The 23,794-nt window shown below is 44.2% G+C and carries 19 protein-coding genes and 1 pseudogene; 13 read left to right on the top strand and 7 right to left on the bottom strand.

The window, feature by feature from the left end; all coding sequences use genetic code 11:
- Both F6K38_RS19435 and F6K38_RS19430 read left to right on the top strand, forming a co-directional pair.
- A partial coding sequence (locus tag F6K38_RS19435) for a PIN domain-containing protein (RefSeq protein ID WP_287357175.1) occupies positions 1-309 on the top strand: 309 nt, incomplete at its 5' end.
- An 87-nt stretch (positions 310-396) separates the two neighbouring features.
- Positions 397-741, top strand: coding sequence for a PIN domain-containing protein (locus F6K38_RS19430; protein ID WP_438941760.1), 345 nt, complete (start codon positions 397-399; stop codon positions 739-741).
- A 236-nt stretch (positions 742-977) separates the two neighbouring features.
- On the opposite strand, the gene F6K38_RS19425 is transcribed toward F6K38_RS19430, so the two are convergent.
- A complete protein-coding gene (locus tag F6K38_RS19425) occupies positions 978-1,406 on the bottom strand; it encodes a DUF29 domain-containing protein (protein WP_044494509.1) in 429 nt (142 codons plus the stop codon).
- Between the two features lie 447 nt (positions 1,407-1,853).
- Between F6K38_RS19425 and F6K38_RS19420 the strand changes: the two genes are divergently transcribed.
- From F6K38_RS19420 to dacB, 4 genes are all read left to right on the top strand, one after another.
- Positions 1,854-3,500 carry an asparaginase gene (locus F6K38_RS19420; RefSeq protein ID WP_009149634.1) on the top strand — a complete coding sequence of 549 codons (1,647 nt, stop codon included), beginning with the start codon at positions 1,854-1,856 and terminating at the stop codon, positions 3,498-3,500.
- A gap of 615 nt (positions 3,501-4,115) precedes the next feature.
- The gene (locus F6K38_RS19415) at positions 4,116-4,274 is read left to right on the top strand and encodes a hypothetical protein (RefSeq protein WP_287251627.1); all 159 of its coding nucleotides are present in this window, start codon (positions 4,116-4,118) and stop codon (positions 4,272-4,274) included.
- A 234-nt stretch (positions 4,275-4,508) separates the two neighbouring features.
- Positions 4,509-4,697, top strand: coding sequence for a hypothetical protein (locus tag F6K38_RS19410; protein WP_287357173.1), 189 nt, complete (start codon positions 4,509-4,511; stop codon positions 4,695-4,697).
- Positions 4,698-5,411: 714 nt separating this feature from the next.
- Positions 5,412-6,344 carry a D-alanyl-D-alanine carboxypeptidase/D-alanyl-D-alanine endopeptidase gene (dacB, locus tag F6K38_RS19405; RefSeq protein WP_008185355.1) on the top strand — a complete coding sequence of 311 codons (933 nt, stop codon included), beginning with the start codon at positions 5,412-5,414 and terminating at the stop codon, positions 6,342-6,344.
- Between the two features lie 118 nt (positions 6,345-6,462).
- On the opposite strand, the gene F6K38_RS19400 is transcribed toward dacB, so the two are convergent.
- The 3 genes from F6K38_RS19400 to F6K38_RS19390 form a co-directional block, all read right to left on the bottom strand.
- Entirely contained in the window at positions 6,463-7,308 is an 846-nt protein-coding gene (locus F6K38_RS19400; protein WP_008185353.1) for an SDR family oxidoreductase, read from the bottom strand.
- 321 nt (positions 7,309-7,629) lie between these two features.
- Positions 7,630-9,219 carry a B12-binding domain-containing radical SAM protein gene (locus F6K38_RS19395; RefSeq protein ID WP_044493448.1) on the bottom strand — a complete coding sequence of 530 codons (1,590 nt, stop codon included), beginning with the start codon at positions 9,217-9,219 and terminating at the stop codon, positions 7,630-7,632.
- A 478-nt stretch (positions 9,220-9,697) separates the two neighbouring features.
- Entirely contained in the window at positions 9,698-11,413 is a 1,716-nt protein-coding gene (locus F6K38_RS19390; RefSeq protein ID WP_287357171.1) for an aminotransferase class I/II-fold pyridoxal phosphate-dependent enzyme, read from the bottom strand.
- A gap of 425 nt (positions 11,414-11,838) precedes the next feature.
- On the opposite strand from F6K38_RS19390, the gene F6K38_RS19385 reads away from it, so the two are divergent.
- The 7 genes from F6K38_RS19385 (at position 11,839) to F6K38_RS19355 (ending at position 19,323) form a co-directional block, all read left to right on the top strand.
- Complete coding sequence (locus F6K38_RS19385; RefSeq protein WP_353737202.1) at positions 11,839-13,665, top strand: fatty acyl-AMP ligase; 1,827 nt, start codon at positions 11,839-11,841, stop codon at positions 13,663-13,665.
- A 291-nt stretch (positions 13,666-13,956) separates the two neighbouring features.
- Positions 13,957-14,727, top strand: coding sequence for an aspartyl/asparaginyl beta-hydroxylase domain-containing protein (locus tag F6K38_RS19380; protein ID WP_287265490.1), 771 nt, complete (start codon positions 13,957-13,959; stop codon positions 14,725-14,727).
- A gap of 64 nt (positions 14,728-14,791) precedes the next feature.
- Positions 14,792-15,091, top strand: coding sequence for a hypothetical protein (locus tag F6K38_RS19375; RefSeq protein ID WP_008185343.1), 300 nt, complete (start codon positions 14,792-14,794; stop codon positions 15,089-15,091).
- Between the two features lie 87 nt (positions 15,092-15,178).
- Positions 15,179-15,358: a hypothetical protein gene (locus F6K38_RS19370; protein ID WP_229414526.1), complete on the top strand. Its 180-nt coding sequence runs from the start codon at positions 15,179-15,181 to the stop codon at positions 15,356-15,358.
- 322 nt (positions 15,359-15,680) lie between these two features.
- Complete coding sequence (locus F6K38_RS19365) at positions 15,681-15,812, top strand: hypothetical protein (RefSeq protein WP_008185337.1); 132 nt, start codon at positions 15,681-15,683, stop codon at positions 15,810-15,812.
- Positions 15,813-15,881: 69 nt separating this feature from the next.
- Positions 15,882-17,660, top strand: a complete 1,779-nt coding sequence (locus tag F6K38_RS19360; protein WP_008185335.1) for a fatty acyl-AMP ligase — start codon at positions 15,882-15,884, stop codon at positions 17,658-17,660.
- 256 nt (positions 17,661-17,916) lie between these two features.
- Positions 17,917-19,323 carry a glycosyltransferase family 2 protein gene (locus tag F6K38_RS19355; RefSeq protein ID WP_008185332.1) on the top strand — a complete coding sequence of 469 codons (1,407 nt, stop codon included), beginning with the start codon at positions 17,917-17,919 and terminating at the stop codon, positions 19,321-19,323.
- Positions 19,324-19,535: 212 nt separating this feature from the next.
- On the opposite strand, the gene hpsO is transcribed toward F6K38_RS19355, so the two are convergent.
- From hpsO to F6K38_RS19340, 3 genes and pseudogenes are all read right to left on the bottom strand, one after another.
- On the bottom strand, positions 19,536-20,708 hold the full coding sequence (gene hpsO / locus F6K38_RS19350) for a hormogonium polysaccharide biosynthesis glycosyltransferase HpsO (protein ID WP_287357177.1): 1,173 nt from the start codon (positions 20,706-20,708) through the stop codon (positions 19,536-19,538).
- A 693-nt stretch (positions 20,709-21,401) separates the two neighbouring features.
- Positions 21,402-22,397, bottom strand: a complete 996-nt coding sequence (gene hpsN / locus F6K38_RS19345; protein ID WP_287357167.1) for a hormogonium polysaccharide biosynthesis glycosyltransferase HpsN — start codon at positions 22,395-22,397, stop codon at positions 21,402-21,404.
- A 1,209-nt stretch (positions 22,398-23,606) separates the two neighbouring features.
- Positions 23,607-23,794 (bottom strand): annotated as a pseudogene (locus tag F6K38_RS19340) (IS630 family transposase); the annotation flags it as partial.

The raw sequence follows: 23,794 nt of genomic DNA, 5'->3' as shown, positions 1-23,794 counted from the left end.
CTATTACCTATTACCTATTACCTATTACCTATTACCTATTACCTATTACCTATTACCTATTACCTATTACCTATTACCTATTACCTATTACCTATTACCTATTACCTATTACCTATTACCTATTACCTAAAATCCCGAAATTGTGTACCTCATAGCTATGAGAATTGCTATAGCTGTTCAGTAAGTGTCTCTAACTGGACATCTCAACAACTCATAACCAACTTATATACTACTACCATCACTCAAGCCGAAATTATGTATGGTATTGCTATTTTACCCAGGGTAAGCGCAAGAATCAATAAGCTGTAGCTTATTGAGAAAAAAAGGGCATCATTCTCAACTATTAAACTCTATTGAGAATCAAGTTCTACGAGATTATAGGGGTTTCGAGCCACGATCAACCGATATCCAGCCAATGCACATTATGGGCAATTTTTTCTTGCGCTTACCCTGGCTATTTTACCCCAAGGTAAAAGACAAGATGAACTGCAAAAAGCGGCTAACTTAATGTTTACAGAAGACTTCTCAGGCCGTATTCTTTACTTTGACCAAAAAGCGGCTGTAAGTTTTGCATCAATTGCATGCGAAAGAAAAAAAATAGGACAACCAATTTCTCAAGCCGATGCTCAAATTGCAGCTATTTGTTATAGCCATCATGCTACCCTTGCTACTCGGAATGTTGATGATTTTAAAAACTGTAATATTGCCATTATCAATCCCTGGGACTATAGAGTAACATAACTAAAGTTTTGTAACGTAGGAAACAGGGAATCGGAAATCGGTAATTGGGGGAAAATTATGTGTAATTTATAGTTATTAAAAACGCTTTAGTAGTGCGCAAAAACCATAAATTATGCTTATTAATTTCCCAGAAACAAAAATATTTTAGAGGCCAATTGCTCTATTTACTGTTCCCTGTTCCCTGTTCCCTGTTCCCTAAACAACCATAACTATGTACTTAAACAACTCGCAAAGCGTTATGGAAACCAATCCTCATCCAAAGCTTGTGTGAAATCAATTTCCGCTTCTGGAGGAAGTGTAAACAGTTTAGAAACGGATTTTACCGCACTAGGATGGGCTTTGTTGTAGAAAATTTCCAGTTGAGTACGAAGGCTAGGGCTATCCTCAATAATAGTTTTAATTTGGGCGCGAAAGTTAACCACTTCAGCCGCCCAATGATTCCTGTTTTGTTCTTGTTCAGACTTCCAATAAGCCAGTTTCAGCAAGTGTTCTAAAAGACGGGTTAAAAGACTCAATAATGCTCGTTTTTCACTTTTACCCATGCTTTCAATTTCTTCAATTAAATTATCCCAGTCCACTTCACTAAAATTACGGTTTCGGAGATTTTCTACCGTTTCGTTTATCCATTGATAGTAGTCAGTGTCATAAGAGGTGTAGGTTTTCATGATTTTAGATACTAATGTTATTTCAGATTTTGACGTTGCGTCAGTCTTAGAATGAATAGGAGTAGAGTGGGCATCCTGCCCGCACGAAAATAGTAGAGTGGGCATCCTGCCCGCACGAAAATATATTGAAACTGGCAAGATGCCAGTTCCACGCAAGATGCCCATTCCACAGAGAATCGCCAGCAGCCGTGAATCTATATCATCAGCCACTGCCCACCCTACTGCTGTCATGGATTGGCAGATGCGATCGCGCTTCTAGGCTAACTGTAGTATTTGTGGAGTTGGTAACTCTTTATTAACTTGGCTATAGGCTTACAAATATAAGCGATGGCGGCGTAAAAAAGGAGTATTCCTCTATGGTAACTCTTTCCCCGACTCCCGACTCCCTGTTCCCTTTTTCCATCAATTCTGTATACTTTAGTAGCAAACAAATTTTCTAATTGTTTAATGAACATAGGGATTTTATACACAGGGGGCACGATTGGTTCTGTGCAGGGACCTGATGGGCTGTATCCACTAGATACTGTTGGTTTCCAAAAGGCGTTTGATGAGAATATTTTGCCGATTATTCAAAGTCAATATCCCGATTGTACCATTGGTTATATTGATATCGGGTTTGGTCCGAATAACAGCACTCTCGACAGTACCAACTTGCAGCCGAAAGACTGGTGTACAATTGCGATGGCAATCCTAGAAGCCTACGGCAGCTATCAGGCTTTTATTGTGCTCCATGGCACGGACACCATGGCTTGGACGGCTTCGATACTGTCGTTTTTGATGACGGGGCTGGATAGCGATGGCAACTATAACGCTTTGTTGAGCAAGCCGGTGGTTGTGACTGGGTCCCAACTGCCACTATTTGTAGAGAAAGCGGACTCTTCCTATACTGTACGTTTCAACACCGATGCACTCCAAAACGTCTGTGGTGCCGTAACCTCCTGTTGTGAAGGTGTACCTGAAGTTTGTCTGTACTTTGATTCCACCTTAATGAGGGGCAATCGCACGGTCAAGACCAACGCCAGTGAGTTCAAAGCCTTCTCCACTCCCAACTATCCCAATATTGGGGAATATGGGTTAGAGTTTGACGTGAACAACAAACTCGTGCGCCCCTTGCCCACAGACCCCTCCCTGGCACTCTCTGTCCAGGGCGAGCCTGCTTATGACGCTTTATTGGCTCAACTAACCTACATTAACGATAATATTAACGACACTACCGTTCTTCCCTTTTCCGCTTTCCCCGCCTATTATGATGTCTCTACTGACCCCAATACCAGCGTACTTGGGGATATGCTGGCGGCCTGTATTAATCAGGGAGTAGATGGTTTAATTCTGGAGTCTTATGGGGCAGGGAATTTCCCTTCTGGCAATCCAGACACTCCTGAGAATGGGGCGATTTATAAAACTCTCCAAGAAGCTAATAACAACGGTACGGTGATCGTTGACTGTACACAGGTTCTCAGCGGGATTGTCAATTCCCAGACTTATGCAGCAGGTTCCTGGCTGAGTCAGGTAGGAGCAGTTGGTGCTTATGATATGACCCCAATTGCGGCTGCCAGCAAGCTGACTTACTTAAAGCTCTTAGCTAAATACTATAACTGGGATCAATACAAGATTAAAGAACTGATGATGACCAATCTCGTCGGCGAGATTATGGATGTCAACGTTCTCGATGCCAGAGGAGAAGGCTTCTTAGCGCCGGGAGAGACGATTATGGCTCTTGATGGCACTGCCATTTTGACCAACGAGCCCGGACAGGGTCCAGTCTTAAGTGGCACTAGCTTAGAACAGCCTTTCGTTTTGCTTGAGGATCCCAGCTCTGCCAAGTTGCCCGGTCAATTGCATATGCAAGAAGACGGTCAATTAATCTTCTATGACCGGGACAACCAAGCTGTTTATCAGGCACCGGCGCAACCAGATCCTGACACCCGCTCATCCAAGCTGATCCTAGAAGGTGAAACTACTGATGGTGGCACCAAACTTTATATCCAGAATTACGGCAAAGAGCCTGTCTATATTTATCCCGAACCGATTTCCCCCGAACAGTCCCAGGGTAAGGGCAAACATAAATCCCAGGGTAAGGGCAAGAAGAAATAATATCAAGTCCGCTTGAATATCCATAATTAACGGTAGGGTGGGGAGATGGGGAGATGGGGAGATGGGGGAGATTTTGATTAAGGGGAATTATCCGGATATGATAATTAGAATCGTAGGGTAGGCAGTGGCTAAGGGGATTAGCAAGCTTGGTAAATCTATCTGATCCACTGCCCACCAGGTAATTATCCGGACATGATAATTAGAATCGTAGGGTGGGCAGTGGCTAAGGGGATTGGCAAGCTTGGTAAATCTATCTGATCCACTGCCCACCAGACAGGAACTACGGGATACTCCATCAGGAGACCCTACGGGATTGACTGATCAGGGAACAGATAAAAAATATTGTCTACCTCATTAGGCTAGAAACTGTTTTAGTTGAATTCAAGAGTACAAAATTTATAATCCTAGGGTGGGCAGTGCCTATTAATGGGGACCCTAGCTATTATTATCAGTTTCAAGCACTGCCCACCCTACCTAACTTTTTCGATTGTGATTAATCCTGAGGTGGGCTCAAAACCTTACTTAGTAAGGGCTATGGCGATTATTTTATACTAATTTATCATAGCCACCCTAGGAGAGCCAAAATTTATAATCCTAGGGTGGGCAGTGCTATTAATGCGATCGCTATCTGTTTTTATTGGTTTCAAGCACTGCCCACCCTCCCTAACTTTTTCGATTGTGATTAATCCTGAGGTGGGCAGTGCTATTAATGCGATCGCTATCTGTTTTTATTGGTTTCAAGCACTGCCCACCCTCCCTAACTATATCAGGTAATAGCTAACGGCTAAACTAAGGAAAAACCTAACCATAAATTACACATAATTTATTTAAAAAAATGGGATACACAATAATTGTAAATAAATGTAATAATAATTAATTATCCCTTGCATTTTTTCAAGTAGTTATGTATAGTATAGAAAGTAGACGCTGAAACTAATAACCGCGCTGGATATGCCCGTTAACCATCCCCAGCGCGGCTTTCCTCCCAACGAAGTAGGAGCTACTTCCATGATGGCATCAAAAAATCACGATTATCTATCCTGCCGTGGAATGGGCATCTTGCCCGTTCTTTCGACTTTTGGTAGCGGACCCGGTAAGTACCATGGGCATGTTGTTGTGGCACGGGCATGTTGTTGTGGCACGGGCATGTTGTTGTGGCACGGGCATGTTGTTGTGGCACGGGCATCTTGCCCGTGACAATTATTTTCGGGCGGGCTGTGCCAAGCAGGCGCAAAGAGGCGGAAAATCAGGGCAAGCCTTGTGGTGGTGCGTTACGGGGCTACTGGCTACGAAGTTGAATATGATGGCAAGGCGCGCCCCTAACACACCCTACTTTTTGACCTTGCGGTATCTAATCCTTAATGGGATGGCCTTTCGGCCACGCTACGCGAACGCAAACTGCTGAAACCTAACCAGATTTGATGTATTATTTCCCCTATTACAAATTGAAGTACCTGTGGGTGGACTAACATAAAACTCACCTTAAACCCACCAGACTCAAACCCCCAGGGTCAACAACCTTCAACCTGTAACCTTCAACCTTCAACCTTCAACCTGTAACCTTCAACCTGTAACCTTGGCCAAAGGCCACGCTACGCGAACAACCCACCTGACAAGGAACCCCAAGAGGGAACAACCTTAAAAAAAAAATGGATAAATTCATCTAAGATTCATAGAAATATAATCTGTTTTTGAATAAAATTCAGGAATATTGAAAGAATAGTCATAGTCTAGATCGGGACTATTATAATGTCTTGATTTTTGGGATGCTTATTTTTAATTAAGCAACGAAAAATTATTCAGTTTTGTCAAAGGTATTGTAGGATGTAGTTTGGGATAAAACCCTAAACTACCAATGCTTTTTTTGATCTGTTAGTGCTTGTTGAATTGTAGCAACACGACTACCTCACTATGACCCAATTGAATTATTGGTTGAAATCCTTAGGAATGCTAACTGTAGCTGTGCTCACTACGGTAACTCCTATTACGTCTAAAAAAGCTAGCGCTAGAACAGTTGCGGACTTAAGGCAACAGGAAAAATCTCTGGAAATTTCTGTCCTTCCTCCAGACACAGATCCAGATTCCATTAAAATCCCTGTTCCCCCTCCCGAAAGCAACAAGAATGGCATTTGTCCGGAGTTTCTGCCACCAGTGATTGACTCGATTATCGATCATCCTTCTTTTGCCAGAGGTAAATGGGGGATTTTGGTTGAATCGTTATCGGAAGAGAAGATTTTTTACAGCCACAATGCTAATCAATACTTTATCCCTGCTTCTAACATCAAACTATTAACTACAGCGGCAGCATTAAACAAGCTTCATCCCAATACTCCGATTCGCTCTAAGTCAATGGAAGAATGGGTAAAGATAACGAATCTAAAAAGCCACAATAGCTATGCTGATACCTTATTGCGCTATATTGGCGGGTCGGAAGTAGTGCAGGATGCTTTGGCGGAATTGGGAGTTGACCCTAATAGTTATCGACTGGTAGATGGGTCTGGCTTATCCCGGAAAAATTTAGCGACTCCAGAGGTATTTGTAACCACTCTCAAAGGGATGAGTGATGCCAATAATAACGAAGTTTTCCTAGCCTCTTTACCGGTTGCAGGAGTGAGCGGTACCCTCAAAAATCGGTTGCGTCATCCCTCTACACAAACCAAAGTTCAGGCCAAAACCGGCACCCTCAGAGGAGTGAAAGCTCTGTCTGGATATCTAGAACATCCCGATTACGGAACTATTGTGTTTAGCATCATGGTTAATCAACCATCCCAGTCAGGCAAAGTCTTAGAAAAAGGAATTGATCAGATTGTTCTGCGATTGACTCAGCTGATGCCTTGTAGTTGATAGAGAGTGTGGGGCGGGGGCGCGGGGAGATGGGGAGATGGGGAGATGGGGAGATGGGGAGATGGGGAGATTTTTATTAAGGGTAATTATCCGACTCCTGAGTGTCTAATCCTTCAAACTAGTCTTCCCCCGATTCCCGATTACCGATTCCCGATTCCCGATTCCCTGCAACAATCCGATCAAAATACCAATTCAATACCGGAGCGAGCAAACTATGAAACCGGCCTAGTAATCTCATCTCGAATCCTGGCATGATCCCAAACTGCTTTTTCTCAATACCTCGTACAATCTGATTCGCTACAGCAGTTGCACTCCACATCTGGGCACTGCCAGTAATCATCTTAGTTTCCAGGGGCTTAGTTTTATTTTCTGCTTCCAGTTGTGGGGTATCGGTATCGGGAGGATAGACAATAGAAACATGAATGCCTTGGGGCTTTAACTCACCCCGTAAGGATTCCGTTAAACCCCGCAGGGCAAATTTACTGGGACTGTAAGGGGTATAGCCATAAATACCAATCAGTCCAGCACCGGAAGATAGCAGTACAATATGACCCTTGTGTTGCTTTACCATGCTGGGTAGTACTGCTTTAATTGCATAGAGGGAACCAAAATAGTTAACTGCCATGGTTTGTTCAAATACCTCTATGGGCAGCTCTTGGAAGTAACCGGGATGAGCAATACCAGCGCTAGTGATTAATAGGTCAGCCGGACCGATTTGGTCGATTGCTTGCTCAATGGCTGTTTCTACCTGTATCTGCTGGGAAACATCAGCAGAAATAGTTATAATTTTTGCTTGCGGATCTGTTCCCATCCCTTCAATCTCGACTTTAGCCTGCTCTAGCTTAGCTGTATCCCTAGCAATCAAGGTCAGATTAGCTCCCTTCTGGGCTAATAATTTGGCAGTGGCTTTGCCAATCCCACTGGAACCCCCTGTGATAATAGCGTGCTGTTGATTGAAGGTCATGGTTGAGTCTATTCCGAAGGAGCCTTAATTTTTAAGGGAACAGGGAATAGGGAACAGGGAATAGGGAACAGGGAGTCGGGAATCGGGAGTCGGGTCGCACCTGTAGAATGGGCATCAGGCGTGGAACTGGCATCTTGTGTAGAACTGGCATCTTGCCAGTTTCCTCCTTATTTTGGGGCGGGCAGGATGCCCACTCTACTCCTATTCATTCCAAGACTGACGCAACGTTTTGCGATCGCACTCTTATCTAGCAGTTGTGATCGTCATCAGGTACACCAATTTTTGCCCTGTTCCCAGATCCGCTGTTCCCTAAAGAATGAATTATGCGATCGCGGATTCGCTTACCGCCACTTCCTCATTCTTAGCCGGTAAAGGTGCTGGTTTATTAGTCATAAATTCAGCCAGCTGAGCCTCAATTTGGTCACGGACAATTTGGCGATATTCCAGGAAGTGTTCTGCGTAGGCACAAAGTACAAAGAAAGAGCCGACCACTTTCGGTTTCTGCTGAATCAGCTTAAACAGACTCTTCCAGAACGTCCAGCGGGTCTTACGGACAACCCCTTGTCGCCAGCATATGGTTAGTAGCGCCCGGATAGTTATCCAATCGATCGGACGAGATACACCATGCCTTGGTAGACCCAGCTTCATCAAGTAGTTGTAGATGCGGTTTAAAAATCGCTCTGGGTCATACAGTCTCCAAAACGCCTCCACATATTCACGAGCAATTTCTTCCACAGGCCGAGTTGGCACAAAATTGAGCAAAGTCGTTTGGTTAATATTAGCCCCACCATCGATAAGTCGTCCTTCTTTCTCAAGGCGATGCCACAGAGCAGTATTAGGCAATGCCTGCAACATACTAAAAAAAGCAATAGGAATCGACGTTTTCTCAATAAACTGGACAATGCGATCGCCTGCGCCAGGTTTTTCCCCATCAAAGCCCATGATAAACCCAGCCATCACCCTGATACCTGCCTGGGTAATTGCATCCACCGATTCACTCAGAGAATCCCGAGTATTTTGCAACTTTTTAGTCAGGGTAAGGCTGTCTTCATCAGGAGTTTCAATGCCCAAAAAGACCGCTTTAAAATTACAATCGACCATCAGGTCGATCAGTTCTTGGTCTTGAGCCAAATCCACGGAAGCTTCTGTGATGAAGTTAAAAGGATACTCGTGTTCAGCCATCCAGACTTTCATGGCTTTCAGCAGAATCTTGACATTGCGCTTATTGCCAATAAAGTTGTCATCGACTAGAAAAATCCCCCCTTGGAAATTCAGTTCTAAGAGGCGTTCTAGTTCAGCTAACAACTGCTCGGGAGTTTTGGTGCGGGGTTTGCGACCGTAGAGGACAATAATATCGCAGAATTCGCACTGAAATGGACAGCCCCGAGAGAACTGGATTGCCATAGTGTCATAGGCTTCGAGGTCGAGAAGATCAAAACGGGGGATTGGGCTCTCCGTCACATCCGGCTTCTCACCATTGGCACGAAACACCCCTTGACTCTCGCCCCGTTCAATCGCTGAGACAAACATCGGTAGGGTAATTTCCCCTTCATCCAAAATCAAGTAATCTGCCCCAGCCCCTTCAGGTTCGTGGGGTGAGGTGGTCGGGTAAGGACCACCAACGGCTACCTTTTTCCCACGGCGCTTAGCTTCCTGAATTTGCTCAAGAAAATCCTTTTTCTGGACGATCATACCTGAGATAATCACTATCTCAGCCCAATCCCATTCTGCCTCCGTTACCTCACATACATTGCGGTCAACCAGTTTAAAGGACCATGTCTGAGGTAATATCGCCGCTACTGTCACCAAACCTAGGGGTGGCACCAGTGCCTTGCGATTCACCAACTCAATGGTTTTCTCCATTGACCAGAAACTTTTCGGAAACAGAGGATATAGCAGTAAAACTCGCATAAGTGGCACCTGAAACGATAGTTAGGTTTTCCGGAATTGATTTATCAGAATGTATCAATTGATCACAGCTGGCTTAACTTAACCAGAGTTGGAAAGATGTCGTTGGCGGATTGCCTGTCAGCCACTAACTATTAGGTTAGGTAAATATTAGGTAGGTAACGGGGTGGGAGACTTTTCCCGAGTTAGTTAGTTGCTAAGGCTTGCTAATATATATAGTCTGATCCCCCAGTTAATTCCCACTCAATTCGCCAACGGGATTTTTAATCTGTAAGTTGCCAGTTTTCCCTTAGATTTACCTGTCAGTAGTTATACTTAGCAGCGGCCTAAACTGAGCTTTCGGCCTCTTCTCCCCCCGGTGTTTTGGGGAAGCTCTTCCCCCCCTTGTTAAGGCTCTTCCCCCCCCTTGTTAAGGGGGGATGGGGGGGATCATCAATTAGCTCAAGTTATGACCGTATCCAGTATTGCTACTATTTGATAGTTAATCTAAGGGTGATTTCTGGGTACTATCGTCCTGCTGAAGCTTTGCTACTTCTTGAGCCAGGGTGTTCACCGTAAAGCGAATTTGCTCCTCCGTATGGTTACAGGTGATAAAGAAGCGCAGGCGGGCAGCATTTTGTGGCACCGACGGGTAGAACATAAACGGGACATTGATACCACGTTTAAACAGATTCTGAGAGAGTTGCACCGACTTCAACGCATCCCCCACAATAATTGGAATCACCGGAGAATCTTTACTCGTCCCTGTGTTGAGTCCCTGTTTCTGGGCTAATTCCAGGAAAAGTTTAGCTCGCTGGTGCAACAGCGCAACTCGCTCTGGTTCTTCTTTCAGTAGCCTTATGGAAGCCAGCACCGAGGCGGCATTAGGAGGAGCTATGCCAACACTATAGACAAACCCCGGGGAGGTATACTTGAGGTATTCTACCACAGCAGCGCAACCAGCAATATAGCCACCGCAGCTAGCGAAGGACTTGCTGAGGGTACCCATCCACAAATCTACATCAGCGGGATCAACCCCACAGAACTCACCAACCCCTCGACCGTGTTTGCCCAGTACCCCGATGGAGTGAGCTTCATCTACCATCAGGAAAGCTTTGTGGCGTTTCTTGACTGCAATGAACTGGGGCAAGTCGGGAATGTCGCCATCAGTACTGTAAACCCCTTCGATCACAATCAGTACCCGTTGATAGTGGTGACGACGCTCCTGGAGTATTTTATCCAATGCCTGACAGTCATTATGAGGAAATGCAATAATGCTCGCTCCCGACAGGATGCATCCCTGTAGAATACTGTTATGGCTCAGAGAATCATGTAATATTAGGTCGTTTTTGCCAAATAGGTGACTAATAGTCGTTACGTTAGTAGCATGCCCGCCCACATAGACGATACTATCCTCAGTACCAATAAAGTCAGCAATTTCTTTTTCGAGCTCTCGATGTAAGGGTTTTTCCCCTGACAACAGACGGCTAGCACAGGCGGAGGTACCATAATGATCAATGGCTTCCTTTGCTGCTTGAGAAACAACTGGGTCACCGCACATCCCCAGATAATTATAGGTGGCATAATTAATCAATTCCCGGCCACCAATCTCTGTGGTGTTGTTGACTACCCGTTCTTGGGGGGTAAAGAAAGGGTTGTTGACCCCCAGCGCTTTGATTTCCTCCTGTTGCAATTGCAGTTTGCGGTATTCTGGGTATAGGTGGAAATGGTGGTATTCCGGTGGGATATCTTGATTGTCTAGCTTTTCTACATCTTGATTTGGAATTAGACCGTTTTTGGCCGATATATGACCATTCGTTTCCCGTATTGACCTCCCTGACGAGGTTTCTAGGTGAGCTTGTGAGTTTCCTGTTGGTTGTTTAGCAACGTATTCGGCCAAATACTCAGCCAATGCCTCAATATTGTTGTGATCCCATAAAAGCGTTGGGGAAAGCCGATGTCCGAGGAAATTCTCCAGCTCTCCGGATAAGTTAACAGCTTCAATAGAATTCAAACCATAATCGGTAAAATCCCGATGAATATCGATTTCTTGGGCATCCAGCTCAAGTACTTCTGCTAGCTTGGACACTAACCAAGTCGCAATGGCTGATGCTCCTTGAGATAATTTTGGGGAACTGACGGTAGATTTGTGATCACTCGTAACCACAGTGGCCGGTGAGCTTTCTTTCCCGTTCCAGACCTGGTTCAACAATTCCATGTTGCACTCCTTCACCACACTAAAAGATTAAATCACCCAACTCCAGTTACTGGCACTGGGTGATCGTCTGGCCTTACCCCTCCATGACTTTTCGATCATTGAGCCTAGTTGTGAACCTTTAATCTCAGCTAATAATGTTCTAAACAGAGATTATGCCTTTATTTCGGTCTAGTTGCCACTCTTGAAGCCAATGAATTGCTATTTTCGGGGTTGACTTGATGGTTATTTTGCCATGAACTACTAAAACTTGTGAAAAATTCTATCAATCAAGTCAAGTCTACCCTCTTGCGCCGATAGCGTTTGACAGGTAAGCTATTTGGCATCGAAAAATCTGTTTCGTAAGATGCAGATTTGATTGATTGGGTCTGGTAACCTCTAGGCTTGGTATGAGGGGAAACTACCCAGGGATAATCCGCGATCGCATAATGGCAAACCATAAAGCTAAATACTCCAACTTAGTCGATCTCGTGGTCGATAGAGCACTAAACCAACCTAACCAAATTGCTTACACTTTCCTAGCAGACGGGGAAACAGAATCTGGCCTGTTGACCTACCAACAGTTAGATCAACAGGCCAGAGCCATTGCTGCTCAGCTACAGTCTCTAGTTGCCGCTGGCTCCCGTGCCTTATTAGTCTACCCCTATACCGCTGGTTTAGAGTTCATTGCCGCTTTCTTTGGGTGTCTGTATGCCTCAGTTGTAGCAGTGACCGCTAATCCCCCCCGGTCGAAACAGGCTATTGCCCAATTACAGCAGCGGGTCATTTCTTCCCAAGCCACAGTAGCGCTTACTACCACGGACTTATGGAAAAGAATCCAGCAGCAGTGTAGCTCGAATCCAGAATTAGCTCCAACCTTAACTGAACTGTCCTGGATAGAAACCAACGAAATTTCCCCGTCTCTAGCATCAGACTGGATTGAAACCGAGCGCCCAGATCACGATAGCTTAGCCTTTCTACAGTACACCTCAGGCTCCACCGGTAAGCCAAAAGGGGTAATGGTGACCCATGGCAATATCCTGCACAATTCAGCGTCGATCTATCAGTCCTTCGAGCATACCCTCAACAGTCAAGCGATAATCTGGTTACCCTTGTTTCATGATATGGGGTTGATTGGTGGTGTGATCCAGCCGATCTATGGGAGATTTCCGGTTATACTGATGTCACCAGTAGCCTTGATTCAAAAACCAGTTCGCTGGCTCCAAGCCATTTCCCGCTATAAAGCCAGAGCCACTACCAGTGGTGGTCCGAATTTTGCCTATGACCTATTATGTCGTCAGGTAACTCCCGAACAGATTGAAACTCTAGACCTCAGCAGTTGGGAGGTAGCCTTTTCCGGTGCTGAACCGGTTCGAGCCGAAACCCTAGAACGGTTTGCCAATATCTTCGCCCCTTGTGGGTTTAGACCAGAAGCATTTTACCCTTGCTACGGTATGGCTGAAACCACATTATTTATTTCCGGGGGATTGAAAGCTAACTCTGCTGTGATTAAGTATGTCGAGCAAGGTGCCCTAGGAGAGAATCGAGTGATAACTGCTACTAAAGACCAACAGCAAACACAAGGGATTGTCAGCTGTGGTCAGCCTTGGTTGGATGATCAGTTGGTAATTGTTGACCCGGAAACCCTAATAGAGTGTCCAGAGAATAAAGTTGGCGAAATTTGGGTATCTGGTTTAGGTGTGGGCAAGGGCTATTGGAATCAACCAGAGGAAACAGAACGCACATTCGGTGCCTATATAAAAGACACTGGCACTGGACCATTTCTGCGCACCGGAGACTTAGGATTCCTAAAAGATGGGGAACTCTTTATCACCGGTCGCCTCAAAGAATTGATGATCCTCTGGGGCAACAACCGCTATCCCCAGCATATTGAAGCCACTGTTGAGAAGAGTCATCCAGCCCTGCGACCCAACGCTAGTGCAGCGTTTTCCGTAGATTTAGAAGGGGAAGAACGATTAGTTATTGCTCAAGAGATAAAGCGGAGTTACCTGAGACACTTAGTGGTTGATGAAGTAGTGGCAGCCATTCGTCAAGCGGTAGCCCAAGAGCATATTGCCGATGTTTATGGGATTGTGCTGCTGAAAACCGGAAGTATTCCCAAAACCTCTAGTGGTAAGATTAAACGTCGGGAATGTCGGCTGCGATTTCTTGATGGCACTTTAGAAGCAGTAGGTGAATGGCGACAGAGTCAACTTCAGCAGCGTAGCATTACCGATTTGTTGAGTCAGTTGAATGTTGCTTCATCAGAATCCTAGAGTTGTTATTGGGTCAGCTATCAGCTATCAGCTATCAGCTTATGCCCGTAGCGCAATCGGTGATTTTGAATAAGCGATGCAGTGGCAGACACGGGGGTTTCCACTCACTGCTGACTACTGACTGCTGAATGCTTAAGTTATTGGAATTATTAAATGTGTTAAATATTACTAATTCCCAGTTACTAATTTCGACCATCACTAGCAATTTATAATTTTTTTTAGCAACAATTAAAAAAACTAATTAGGTATGGTAATATATTTATCTAAGCGCAGCTAAATTAATAATTAATCATGAAACGTTCTTTAGACGCTCTTAGGGAAAAAGCGAGGAATTTCCTGATATATAGTATTGGTACACCACTTATATACAAGTTGGAAACGTTAATTACTAATTCTTCATTAATTGGTAATTCAACATTCTTTGATCCTGATAAATTTAATTGGGTGGAAGAGTTAGAATCCCAATGGATGACGATTCGCCAAGAGCTAGACCAAGTATTGAAATATAGAGATAGTCTACCCAACTTCCAGGATATTTCTCCAGACCAAGGTCAGTACGTCAGCACGGATAATCGGTGGAAAACCTATGGCTTTTATGGCTATGGAATCAAAGTTAAACAAAATTGTGAAAAATGTCCAGAAACTACTCGTATTATCGAAAAAATTCCTGGTATGAAAACGGCATTTTTTTCAATCCTATTACCAGGTAAACATATCCCTGAACACAGGGGACCTTATAAAGGGGTAATCAGATGTCTTCTAGGATTACGTGTTCCTGAACCGAAGGAAAATTGTCGGATTCGTGTTGGTAACGACATTCGCTATTGGGAAGAAGGAAAAACGATGATATTTGATGATAGCTTCCCCCATGAGGTATGGAATGAAACCGATGGGATGCGGGTGGTTTTATTTCTAGATATTGTCAGGCCGCTCCGTTTTCCTGTTTCATGGATTAATCAATTATTTATTAAAGTAATTGCTTGGTCACCCTACGTTCAAGATGCTATGGCTAATCAGAAGAAATGGGAAGAACGTTTAGATAAGGTGTTTGCTCGACAATGAATCAATAGGGAACAGAGCGAGTGTGGGGCGAGGGGGGAGAGGTAACTATTTCAATACATTGTGTGTGTCTCAACAACAAACCCTTGAGGATGCCCAAAGGTGGCTTGAGTATGACCCCGATGTGATTATCCTGAATGCAGGACAAATCGAAACTGAGGTAGGGGATGGAGGAGTGCCACTGGTTGAGATAGTAGAATCGATGAACCGTGTTAACTACAGTTGGCCAGCATTGGTAGCCCTCGAAGCAGCCAAGCTAAAGCGCGAGCGACCCCTCGATGTGGTTGCTATTGGTTCGATTGCAGATGGTAGCCCTTCTTGTTTTGGTCCAGTCTATCATTCTGGTAAAATCGCTTTGCACTATTAATGGTCAGGTGTTGGACCAATAGTTTACCACGCCAGCAATCATCAAATCCTCATGAGGCTTTACCGTCCTGGTGTGATCAGCGGTCCCTTGGCTTGGGCACCAGTGAACCGTCTCAATGAAAAAGGTTATAAAATCCGAGCTAACCGAGTCAATTATGCTCCTCCTGCTGAAAAAGTAGCTAATACAATCGCCAGCTGGATTGAGAAAAACCAAGAATGGGTAGGAACTTATGATGAGCCTTTTAGCTTTAAAATATTCAAATTTTAAAAATACAGTTGTTTGGATGGCCTCGGGGCAGCAAATTCGTATAACTAGGAAATAGGGAATTGCGGGAATAGTTTGGGGAGGGTGGGGGTAACCATTAAGCTATCAGCTATCAGCTATCAGCTATCAGCTATCAGCGGTCAGTGTAAAGTGCGTAGTGTGAATAATTGGTGGATTATTTCATAATATAGTACTATTTTTTAGGTTCAATTTATGTTCAAAATTCCCGGAAAATGAATTATTATTAATCGAAGCTACTGAATTATGAATCCTCAATATCAGGATATTTGGTGATGTCGGAATCAAGCTAAAGTAATGTTTGGCAATGTGTAAGCTATCAGCTAATGCGCTACAGATGGTGCTACTTGAGGTGCTATCAGCTAATGCGCTACAGATGGTGCTACTTGAGGTGCTATCAGCAAAAGACGAAGGCCAAAAGCTCACGGCTGACGGCTGACAGCTGACGGCTGAATGCTTACAAAGTAATAAGTTTTTTTGTGTAAGTTTTTAAGTGCAGGGGTAAAAGGTGTCACAAACTATTCTCCAAGCAGCCACGTTAGTGGATATCCTGCGCTACAGAGCAGTTAACCAGCCAGATGCGATCGCATATACCTTTTTGGTGGATGGAGAAACTGAACAGGTCAGTCTGACTTACCAACAGTTGGAGCAACAAGCCCAAGCGATCGCGTTCCACCTGCAATCAATATATTCCCCAGGAGAAACTGCGCTACTACTGTATCCTCCTGGTCTAGACTATATTTGTGCATTTTTCGGGTGTTTGTACGCTGGGGTTGTAGCTGTGCCCGCTTATCCTCCTAGACCCAACCGCTCCCTTGTCCGTGTTCAGGGAATTGTCAAAGATTCCCTGGCAAGGGTAGCCCTAACTACCCAAGCAATCCTGTCTAATTTAGAGCGACGGTTTACTGAGGCTCCAGAACTGAAGACACTGCACTGGCTAGCCACAGAAAACATTAACGGCAACTTAGCTCAATCATGGCAGCAACCAGCTATAGATGGTAGCACCCTAGCTTTTCTCCAATACACCTCTGGTTCAACCGCTGCACCGAAGGGAGTGATGATTAGCCACAGCAATCTAGTCCATAATTCAGCTGCTATCTATAAGTATTTTGGGCACACCGACCACAGCAGTGGGGTGATTTGGTTGCCGATGTACCATGACATGGGTCTGATTGGTGGTATACTCCAACCTCTATACGGCGGTTTTCCAGCTACTCTGATGTCCCCCTTGATGTTTTTGCAAAGTCCGATTCGGTGGTTAAAAGTGATTTCCCACTATCGAGCCACCAGCAGTGGAGGACCAAACTTGGCTTACGACTTATGCGTACGCAAAATCAAGCCAGAACAACTAACAAACTTGGATTTGAGTAGTTGGGACCTGGCCTTTAACGGAGCTGAGCCAATTAACTTCGCCATCTTGGAGCGGTTTGCAACTAAATTTGAGTCCTGTGGCTTCCGCCGAGAAGCATTCTACCCTTGCTATGGCATGGCTGAAGCCACCTTAATGGTTTCTGGTGGTGTCAAAAGTGCCCCAATTGTCTTAAGAACAGTTGAGGGGGCAGCACTGGAGCAAAATCACGTTGTGCCAGCTAGTGTTGAGCAAGAAGGTACCCTTACCCTCGTAGGCTGTGGTCAAAGTCTGCCAGACCAGCAGATTGTAATTGTCCATCCTGAAACCTTGACCCGATGTGACCCAGGACAAGTGGGAGAAATCTGGGTATCAGGACCAAGCATTGCCCAAGGTTACTGGAATCAACCGGCAACAACCGAACGAAACTTTCGCGTAACTCTAGCATCGATGGGGGAAAAGCCATTTCTACGCACCGGTGACTTGGGATTCATGCTCGACGGTGAATTATTTATTACTGGTCGTCTCAAGGATCTGATCATTATCAATGGTCGTAACCACTATCCCCAAGATATTGAATGGACCGTAGAAAACACCCACTCCTTGCTCAGACCTACGTGTTCGGCAGCATTTTCCGTGAATATTGCTGGTGAGGAACAGTTAGTGGTGATTGCTGAGGTAGAACGTAGCTATTGGAAATCTACTCGGCTAGCTGCTTCTGACCCTGGCAATGGAGCGAAAGACCATGCCCTTGATAGCAAGGAGTTAATCCGGTTAATCCGACGAGCAGTATTACAACATCACGATTTGCCGGTTCATACTGCTCTGTTGCTCAAACCAGGTACTATTCCCAAGACATCTAGTGGTAAGATTCAGCGTCATGCCTGTCGCCAGAGTTTTATGGCGGGAACTCTGGCTGTTATAAATGATAGGGATTAGGCTATTGGCTTGAGCCATTAACCATTAAGATAACACCATTAAGATAACACCTTGCCCTCACCCTCAAAACTTCCTGAACAGACTCCTTACGTGGAAGTAAAGGTTAACAAATGTTTATGTTACCTGTTTCCTTCAAACCCCAGATGAGAGTTATGTCCTAAACTATACTTTACTTGATAGAATTTAATAGTTTTGTAACAATTTCGGATAGAATAAGGCATTAGTGGCCTTAGTTGGTAGTTGCAGTACATAGCTTATGTCGGAGAATTCCTGGTCAGAAAAAGCGCCAAGCCAAGAGCTGAAGCAACTTGGCTCTATGCTGTCTAACTTGTCAGAGGAAGAGTTTGAAACTAGCTTATTTTTCCAGGGACTAGAAGGACGCCGACGCAAAGCAGCTTTAGTGTTAACCATAGTGTGGTGCATAACCATAGCACTGCATTTGGTGTCTTGGGGGATCTGGGTGAGCTTGAGCTTAACAACAATATTAGGAATTCATGCCCTACGGTGCTTGCTGGCTCGACCGTTAAAAACCCCTCAACCCTGTTTAGATGAGGAAAAAGACGATTTTCCCTTTGTGTCTCTGCTAGTAGCAGCAAAAAATGAAGAAACTGTCATCAGTAATTTAGTTAAGTCTCTGTGTCAATTAGATTACCCCAAAAATCAGTATGAACTGTGGGTAATTGACGATTACAGTACTGACCAAACACCAGAAATCTTAGATAAGTTAGCAGCAACATACGACCAGTTGAAGGTACTGCACCGGAGTGCTAATGCCGGGGGCGGCAAATCAGGGGCACTCAATCAGGTACTGGGTTTAACTAAAGGGGAGATTGTAGCAGTATTTGATGCAGATGCTAAAGTTCCCAAAGATATGCTACGGCGGGTTTTGCCCTTATTTACTAACCCGCGAGTGGGAGCAGTGCAGGTCAGAAAAGCGATCGCAAATGCACCACTGAATTTCTGGACACGAGGGCAAATGGCAGAAATGGCTCTCGACAGCTATTTCCAACAGCAACGTATTGCAGTTGGTGGGATTGGTGAATTGCGGGGCAATGGTCAGTTTGTCCGACGTTCCGCACTACAGCGTTGCGGTGCCTGGAATGAAGAAACCATCACCGACGACTTAGATTTAACCATTCGCCTACACCTCGATCAGTGGGATATTGGCTTTCTCAATTTTCCGCCAGTAGAAGAAGAAGGAGTTACCAGTGCGATCGCACTCTGGCATCAACGGAACCGTTGGGCAGAAGGAGGGTACCAGCGCTATTTAGATTACTGGCGTTTAATTGTAAGTAACCGCCTAGGTTTGCGGAAAACTCTAGATTTATTTACCTACTTGATCATCCAGTACTTTTTGCCCACTGCTGCTGTACCAGACTGTTTGATGGCTATTGCCCGTAACCGTCTACCTATTTTTAGCCCCATTACTGGCCTAACTGTCACCCTATCAGTGATTGGCATGTTTGTCGGGCTGCGCCGCACCAATCAAAATCGAAGATTACGTGTTTCTAACCTATTGGTTAGTTTCTTGCAGACCTTGAGGGGAAATCTTTATCTATTGCACTGGATGCTGGTGATGGCTGCTACTACCGCTCGGATGTCTGTGCGTCCTAAACGCTTGAAATGGGTCAAAACAGTCCATAGAGGTGGGAATGAAGAATGAAGAATGAAGAATGAAGAATTATTAATTTCTAAAATGGTGAATTCCCAATTCCGAATTCCCAATTCCCAATTCTTAATTCTCAATTCTTAATTCTTACTTCCCAATTCCGAATTCCCAATTCCCAATTCCCAATTCCCAATTCTTAATTCTCAATTCTTAATTCTTAATTCTCAATTCTTAATTCTTAATTCCCAATTCTTAATTCTTAATTCTCAATTCTCAATTAATTCCTGATAAAAATTCAACAGCTGTTTAGCTAGCGCCTTATTGGTATACTGCTCCATTGCCCGTACATAACCCAAATCTCCTAATTTCTCAGCCAACTCTGGTTGCTTGATTAGCTGCTGTAAACAATGTCGTAACTCCGACTCATTCTTTTCAGGAAACACCAACCCAGCATCCCCAATCACATAGGGAATTTCTCCAGAATCGGAACCAATTACTGGTACTTTAGATGCCATAGCCTCAATCAGCACATGACCAAACTGTTCCTTCCAACCTACACTAGTTAAGGTTTTAAACTTATAATTAGTCTCTGATGGTAGCACCAGAGTATTCATCACATTAATATAACGAGGTACCTCGTCATGGGGAACACTCTCAATCCAAATCAGTTGGTCTTTAATTCCCCACTCTGCCGCCTTTTCCATCAATATCGGCTTGAGGGGACCACGCCCTAGCAGCAGCCACTTCCACTGCATCCCAGATAACCCAGCTAGGGCTTGACCCAAAGTCAGTAATCCCTTCTCCTCTACAAACCGTCCCACAAATCCCACCACAAAATCATTGGGTTGAATTCCCAACTGCTGTTTTAACTCTGGCTGAGGTTGGGGAAGAAACAGGCTTTCATCTACTCCCAATTGGGGCATTACTTTAGCTGCTCCGTTATAACCATGTTGTCGCAGGATTTCTACCCCATCCTGATTCCCACAAATCAGTCCATCGGTATGGCCCAGGTTATACCCTTCCAACACAGACACTGGAAATTTTACCTGGTAGGGCAGGTTCCACCAAGTAAAAAATAGGTTTTTTGCCTTTAGTCCCAATAGCTTATTCAGGGTAATAAATTGAGCATAACCTAATGCTTTAGCTCCCTGTTCCACTTGAATAATATTGGGGCGAAACTGTTTCAATAAAGAGATAATATCTAGCCCAAATGTCAGCAGCCCCTGATTATTTTCACTAAAGTTAGACACTGGTACCACCCGAAATGAACCTTCCTCACGGGGTTGGGTTTCAATGATGCGATTTTGAACACCACCAGGACGCCAGCGCCGGGGAACCACCACAGTTACCTCAATGTTAGGTTCTAAGTGAGCGAGTGTTCGTAACTTCTCGCAGTTAAGGTCAACAATATAGGAGTGGCTAGCAACTAAGATTTTCATGGGTAATTTTTTGACAGTTAATGGTGGCAGGTTACAGGTGGCAGGTTGCAGGTTGTTCGCGTAGCGTGGCCGAAAGGCCAAGGTTACAGGTTGCAGGTTGCAGGTTGGAGGTTGTTCGCGTAGCGTGGCCGAAAGGCCAAGGTTGCAGGTTGAAGGTTTAAGGTTGTTCGCGTAGCGTGGCCGAAAGGCCAAGGTTGCAGGTTGCAGGTTGAAGGTGGCAGGTTGTTCGCCCTTGGCGTTCCGATAGTATCAATCAGCTTGGTTCATGTAATATTAATCACAATGGTGCGAGATCTCAGTTAAACTTAGCTCTTGCACCAGTACCAAACTACTTAATACTAGTAAACCTGGAATGGTAACCGTGGAAAATCAATGATAATTTTTATTTATTTGTTGGCTTCAAATCTACTTGAAATTTTGTTTATTACAACACCATTAACGTTGAATTATTCTGACTCCTGACTACTAAATCCTAAATTTTAGAGCTTTTAATTAAAGGGGCTAATTAAAGGGGCAAGAGCTGATTAGGTTTATTTACTGGTAGGTTAAAGATTTAAACGCTGGCTTTAACTGGCAACCTTCAACCAACTAACCTTCAACCAACTAACCTTCAACCAACTAACCTTCAACCAACTAACCTTCAACCAACTAACCTTCAACCAACTAACCTTCAACCAACTAACCTTCAACCAACTAACCTTCAACCTTATAACCGTCTAGCCGACTATAAATTTGACCATCATCCCAGATAGATTTGATGCGTGTACCAAGTGCTTTTAAAAATCCCAACATGTAGAAACCAGCGCGGCTAATAATTTTGATCGGGGAACCACTTTTATTACAAGGAGGATTTCCTAAGACGTGGCAATCAAATAGACGACCAAACAGCCGTAGCTGTTGACTAAGGGTAAGGTTTTTCATTCCCATCAGGAAATGGTTGTGATAAAAGGTCAACTGATACTCAAGCGATCGCGTAGTAATATCATGACATCCCCCAGTTTCTTCCCCTAAATGGACTAAATAAGCATCTGGGTCATACCAAATTTGATAACCAGTGCGGCGAAATCGCAAACAAAAATCTGACTCCTCACGAACCGCACTCCCCCGGAACTGTTCATCAAAGTGCAGCCCGTACTTGGTAAAAATTTCCCGGCGGAAAGACATATTGCAGCCTCGGGCTGAGATCACCCGTTGGGGCTTCACGGTATGGACTAAGTCTATGTAATACCATGCAATCCCAGGTTCCATCGCCTCCTTAGGCAAGTCCTCAATAGTGTAAGAGGCAGTGGGGGAATCTGCTGCTGCTCCTTTCTCCGCTAGCTTCATCCGGTCAAATACTCGTCCTGCCACTGCCCCAATCTCTGGGGATTGTTCATAGTTACGAGCATGAGCAGTTAAATACCCCGGTGGCATCTTGATATCATCATCAATAAACACAATAATGTCCCCGGATGCCCGCCTTACCCCATAATTTCTTGCCCCAGGCAAACTCGCCCAATCAACTCGGAACCAGCGAATCTTACCAGCATTAGCCAGCTGCTCTAAATAGGATTGAATCTCTGGTTTGTGGGTTCGAGTTTGATCAACAACCAGTACTTCAAAAGCAGGGTAGTCTTGCTTGAGGACATCTTCTAGGGTATCCCGCAAAGGGTCTTCCCGTCCGTAAGTAGGGATAATTACAGAAATCATTGTCGTTGTTTTGAGTACTTTGTCCTTAAGCATTTAACTGCTGATAATGCCGACAATCGATAATAGTTTAACTAACATGCTATCCTTGGACATCCGTGGTTTTATGGAAAGTTAGACAATTCTTAAGCTAAGAGGTAAAACCAATACAGCTTTCCCATGGCTGGTGAGGTACACCTGAGTCTTAGAAGATAGGGGTTTCATTCCTGAATCTGTACCTCACGGGAGCTAGAAACGCTGTACCAGCATAGTACAGGGAACAGTTATCCGTGGAGACCGGTTCAAAAAACCGTTTGTAGTTTGCCTTTTCCCGTTTGCTAGGGGTTAATCAATTGGTTAATCAACTAATCAGGGTTGTGAAGGTTTAATGCGTTCGCGTAGCGGTTCCGAAGGAACATCGCGTTGCCTGCCTTGACTGCTTCGTCATCTGGTTTTGGGATTTCGGCTTAGTGGTGATTATGCGTTCGCTACAGCCAACTCCTAACCTATTGCTATTTGTAGTGATATCTTGATCATATTTACTTATATTTTATAATCAGTACTTGGGCTTATTTTGTAGTTCATGTAGGGTGGGCAGTGCTTGAGACCGATGCCTTGGCTGTTCATCAGATTGCTTACCCCTACTCCCCACTCCCTACTACCTACTCCTATTAACCCAGGACGAAAGTCCCTTAAATCCATTACTCATCTGTTGCTCTGAATTATTTCTCATCAAAGTATTTTTTATAAAAACTTCATAATTGGAAATATTAACTTTATTTATTTAAAGATTTTATAAATTTGAATTCAAATAGCTAAATTAGTCCCGATTCTATATAATAATATTTTTGGGAAAGGAATCAGGCATCAACATTAACGAGTTAATTGGTTTCATAGCTGTCAACCTCAAGCAGTAAAAGAAAAGAAACCAAGCCTAAGGTCAGCACTTGATATCTAACATTTCAAAATAGCTCATCAAACCAATCTGTCTTGATGCAGTTGCTCATGGGGAGTGGCTGTGTGCGGAACCCCTGTAAGCCCAGTGGAAAGCCAGTTGCTCAGGGGGGAACTCCCAAGAACGCCGACTAAAACTAATTTTTCGTCAGTCAATCAGGAGCTTGACCACGCTATTTCATCCTGTCAATGCCACAAATCAATTCAATAGGAATCAAAAATCATGAAACCTAACCTTTATAAAACATTAGCAGTTACAACTACTAAGCTGTTGCGCATTTAAACTGTGATAACAGCATTGCCTTTGTTTTTTATTTTTCGTACCCATTTTATAATTAACCCTCCTTCATTTAAAAGATGATTTAACAAACATTCTAATTCTTCAATTGATTTGAAAACTCGATTGGCAATATATTCTTTTGCTGAATGCCAAACCAATTCAATTAAGTTATAATCAGGACTATACT

The sequence above is a fragment of the Moorena sp. SIO3B2 genome (genome assembly GCF_010692525.1).
Taxonomy (GTDB): domain Bacteria; phylum Cyanobacteriota; class Cyanobacteriia; order Cyanobacteriales; family Coleofasciculaceae; genus Moorena; species Moorena producens.
The sequence above is the reverse complement of the archived record's forward strand: the minus strand, read 5'-3'. Positions and strand labels throughout refer to the sequence as shown.

Excerpts from the sequence above, each read along its gene's own strand:
- F6K38_RS19410 (WP_287357173.1), top strand. The coding sequence starts at position 4,509 with ATGATGGCATCAAAAAATCACGATTATCTATCCTGCCGTGGAATGGGC.
- F6K38_RS19385 (WP_353737202.1), top strand. The coding sequence starts at position 11,839 with ATGGCAAACCATAAAGCTAAATACTCCAACTTAGTCGATCTCGTGGTC.
- dacB (WP_008185355.1), top strand. The coding sequence starts at position 5,412 with ATGACCCAATTGAATTATTGGTTGAAATCCTTAGGAATGCTAACTGTA.
- F6K38_RS19380 (WP_287265490.1), top strand. The coding sequence starts at position 13,957 with ATGAAACGTTCTTTAGACGCTCTTAGGGAAAAAGCGAGGAATTTCCTG.
- hpsO (WP_287357177.1), bottom strand. The coding sequence starts at position 20,708 with ATGAAAATCTTAGTTGCTAGCCACTCCTATATTGTTGACCTTAACTGC.
- F6K38_RS19390 (WP_287357171.1), bottom strand. The coding sequence starts at position 11,413 with ATGGAATTGTTGAACCAGGTCTGGAACGGGAAAGAAAGCTCACCGGCC.
- F6K38_RS19365 (WP_008185337.1), top strand. The coding sequence starts at position 15,681 with ATGTGTAAGCTATCAGCTAATGCGCTACAGATGGTGCTACTTGAGGTG.
- F6K38_RS19420 (WP_009149634.1), top strand. The coding sequence starts at position 1,854 with ATGAACATAGGGATTTTATACACAGGGGGCACGATTGGTTCTGTGCAG.
- F6K38_RS19355 (WP_008185332.1), top strand. The coding sequence starts at position 17,917 with ATGTCGGAGAATTCCTGGTCAGAAAAAGCGCCAAGCCAAGAGCTGAAG.
- F6K38_RS19400 (WP_008185353.1), bottom strand. The coding sequence starts at position 7,308 with ATGACCTTCAATCAACAGCACGCTATTATCACAGGGGGTTCCAGTGGG.
- F6K38_RS19395 (WP_044493448.1), bottom strand. The coding sequence starts at position 9,219 with ATGCGAGTTTTACTGCTATATCCTCTGTTTCCGAAAAGTTTCTGGTCA.
- F6K38_RS19425 (WP_044494509.1), bottom strand. The coding sequence starts at position 1,406 with ATGAAAACCTACACCTCTTATGACACTGACTACTATCAATGGATAAAC.
- F6K38_RS19415 (WP_287251627.1), top strand. The coding sequence starts at position 4,116 with ATGCGATCGCTATCTGTTTTTATTGGTTTCAAGCACTGCCCACCCTCC.
- hpsN (WP_287357167.1), bottom strand. The coding sequence starts at position 22,397 with ATGATTTCTGTAATTATCCCTACTTACGGACGGGAAGACCCTTTGCGG.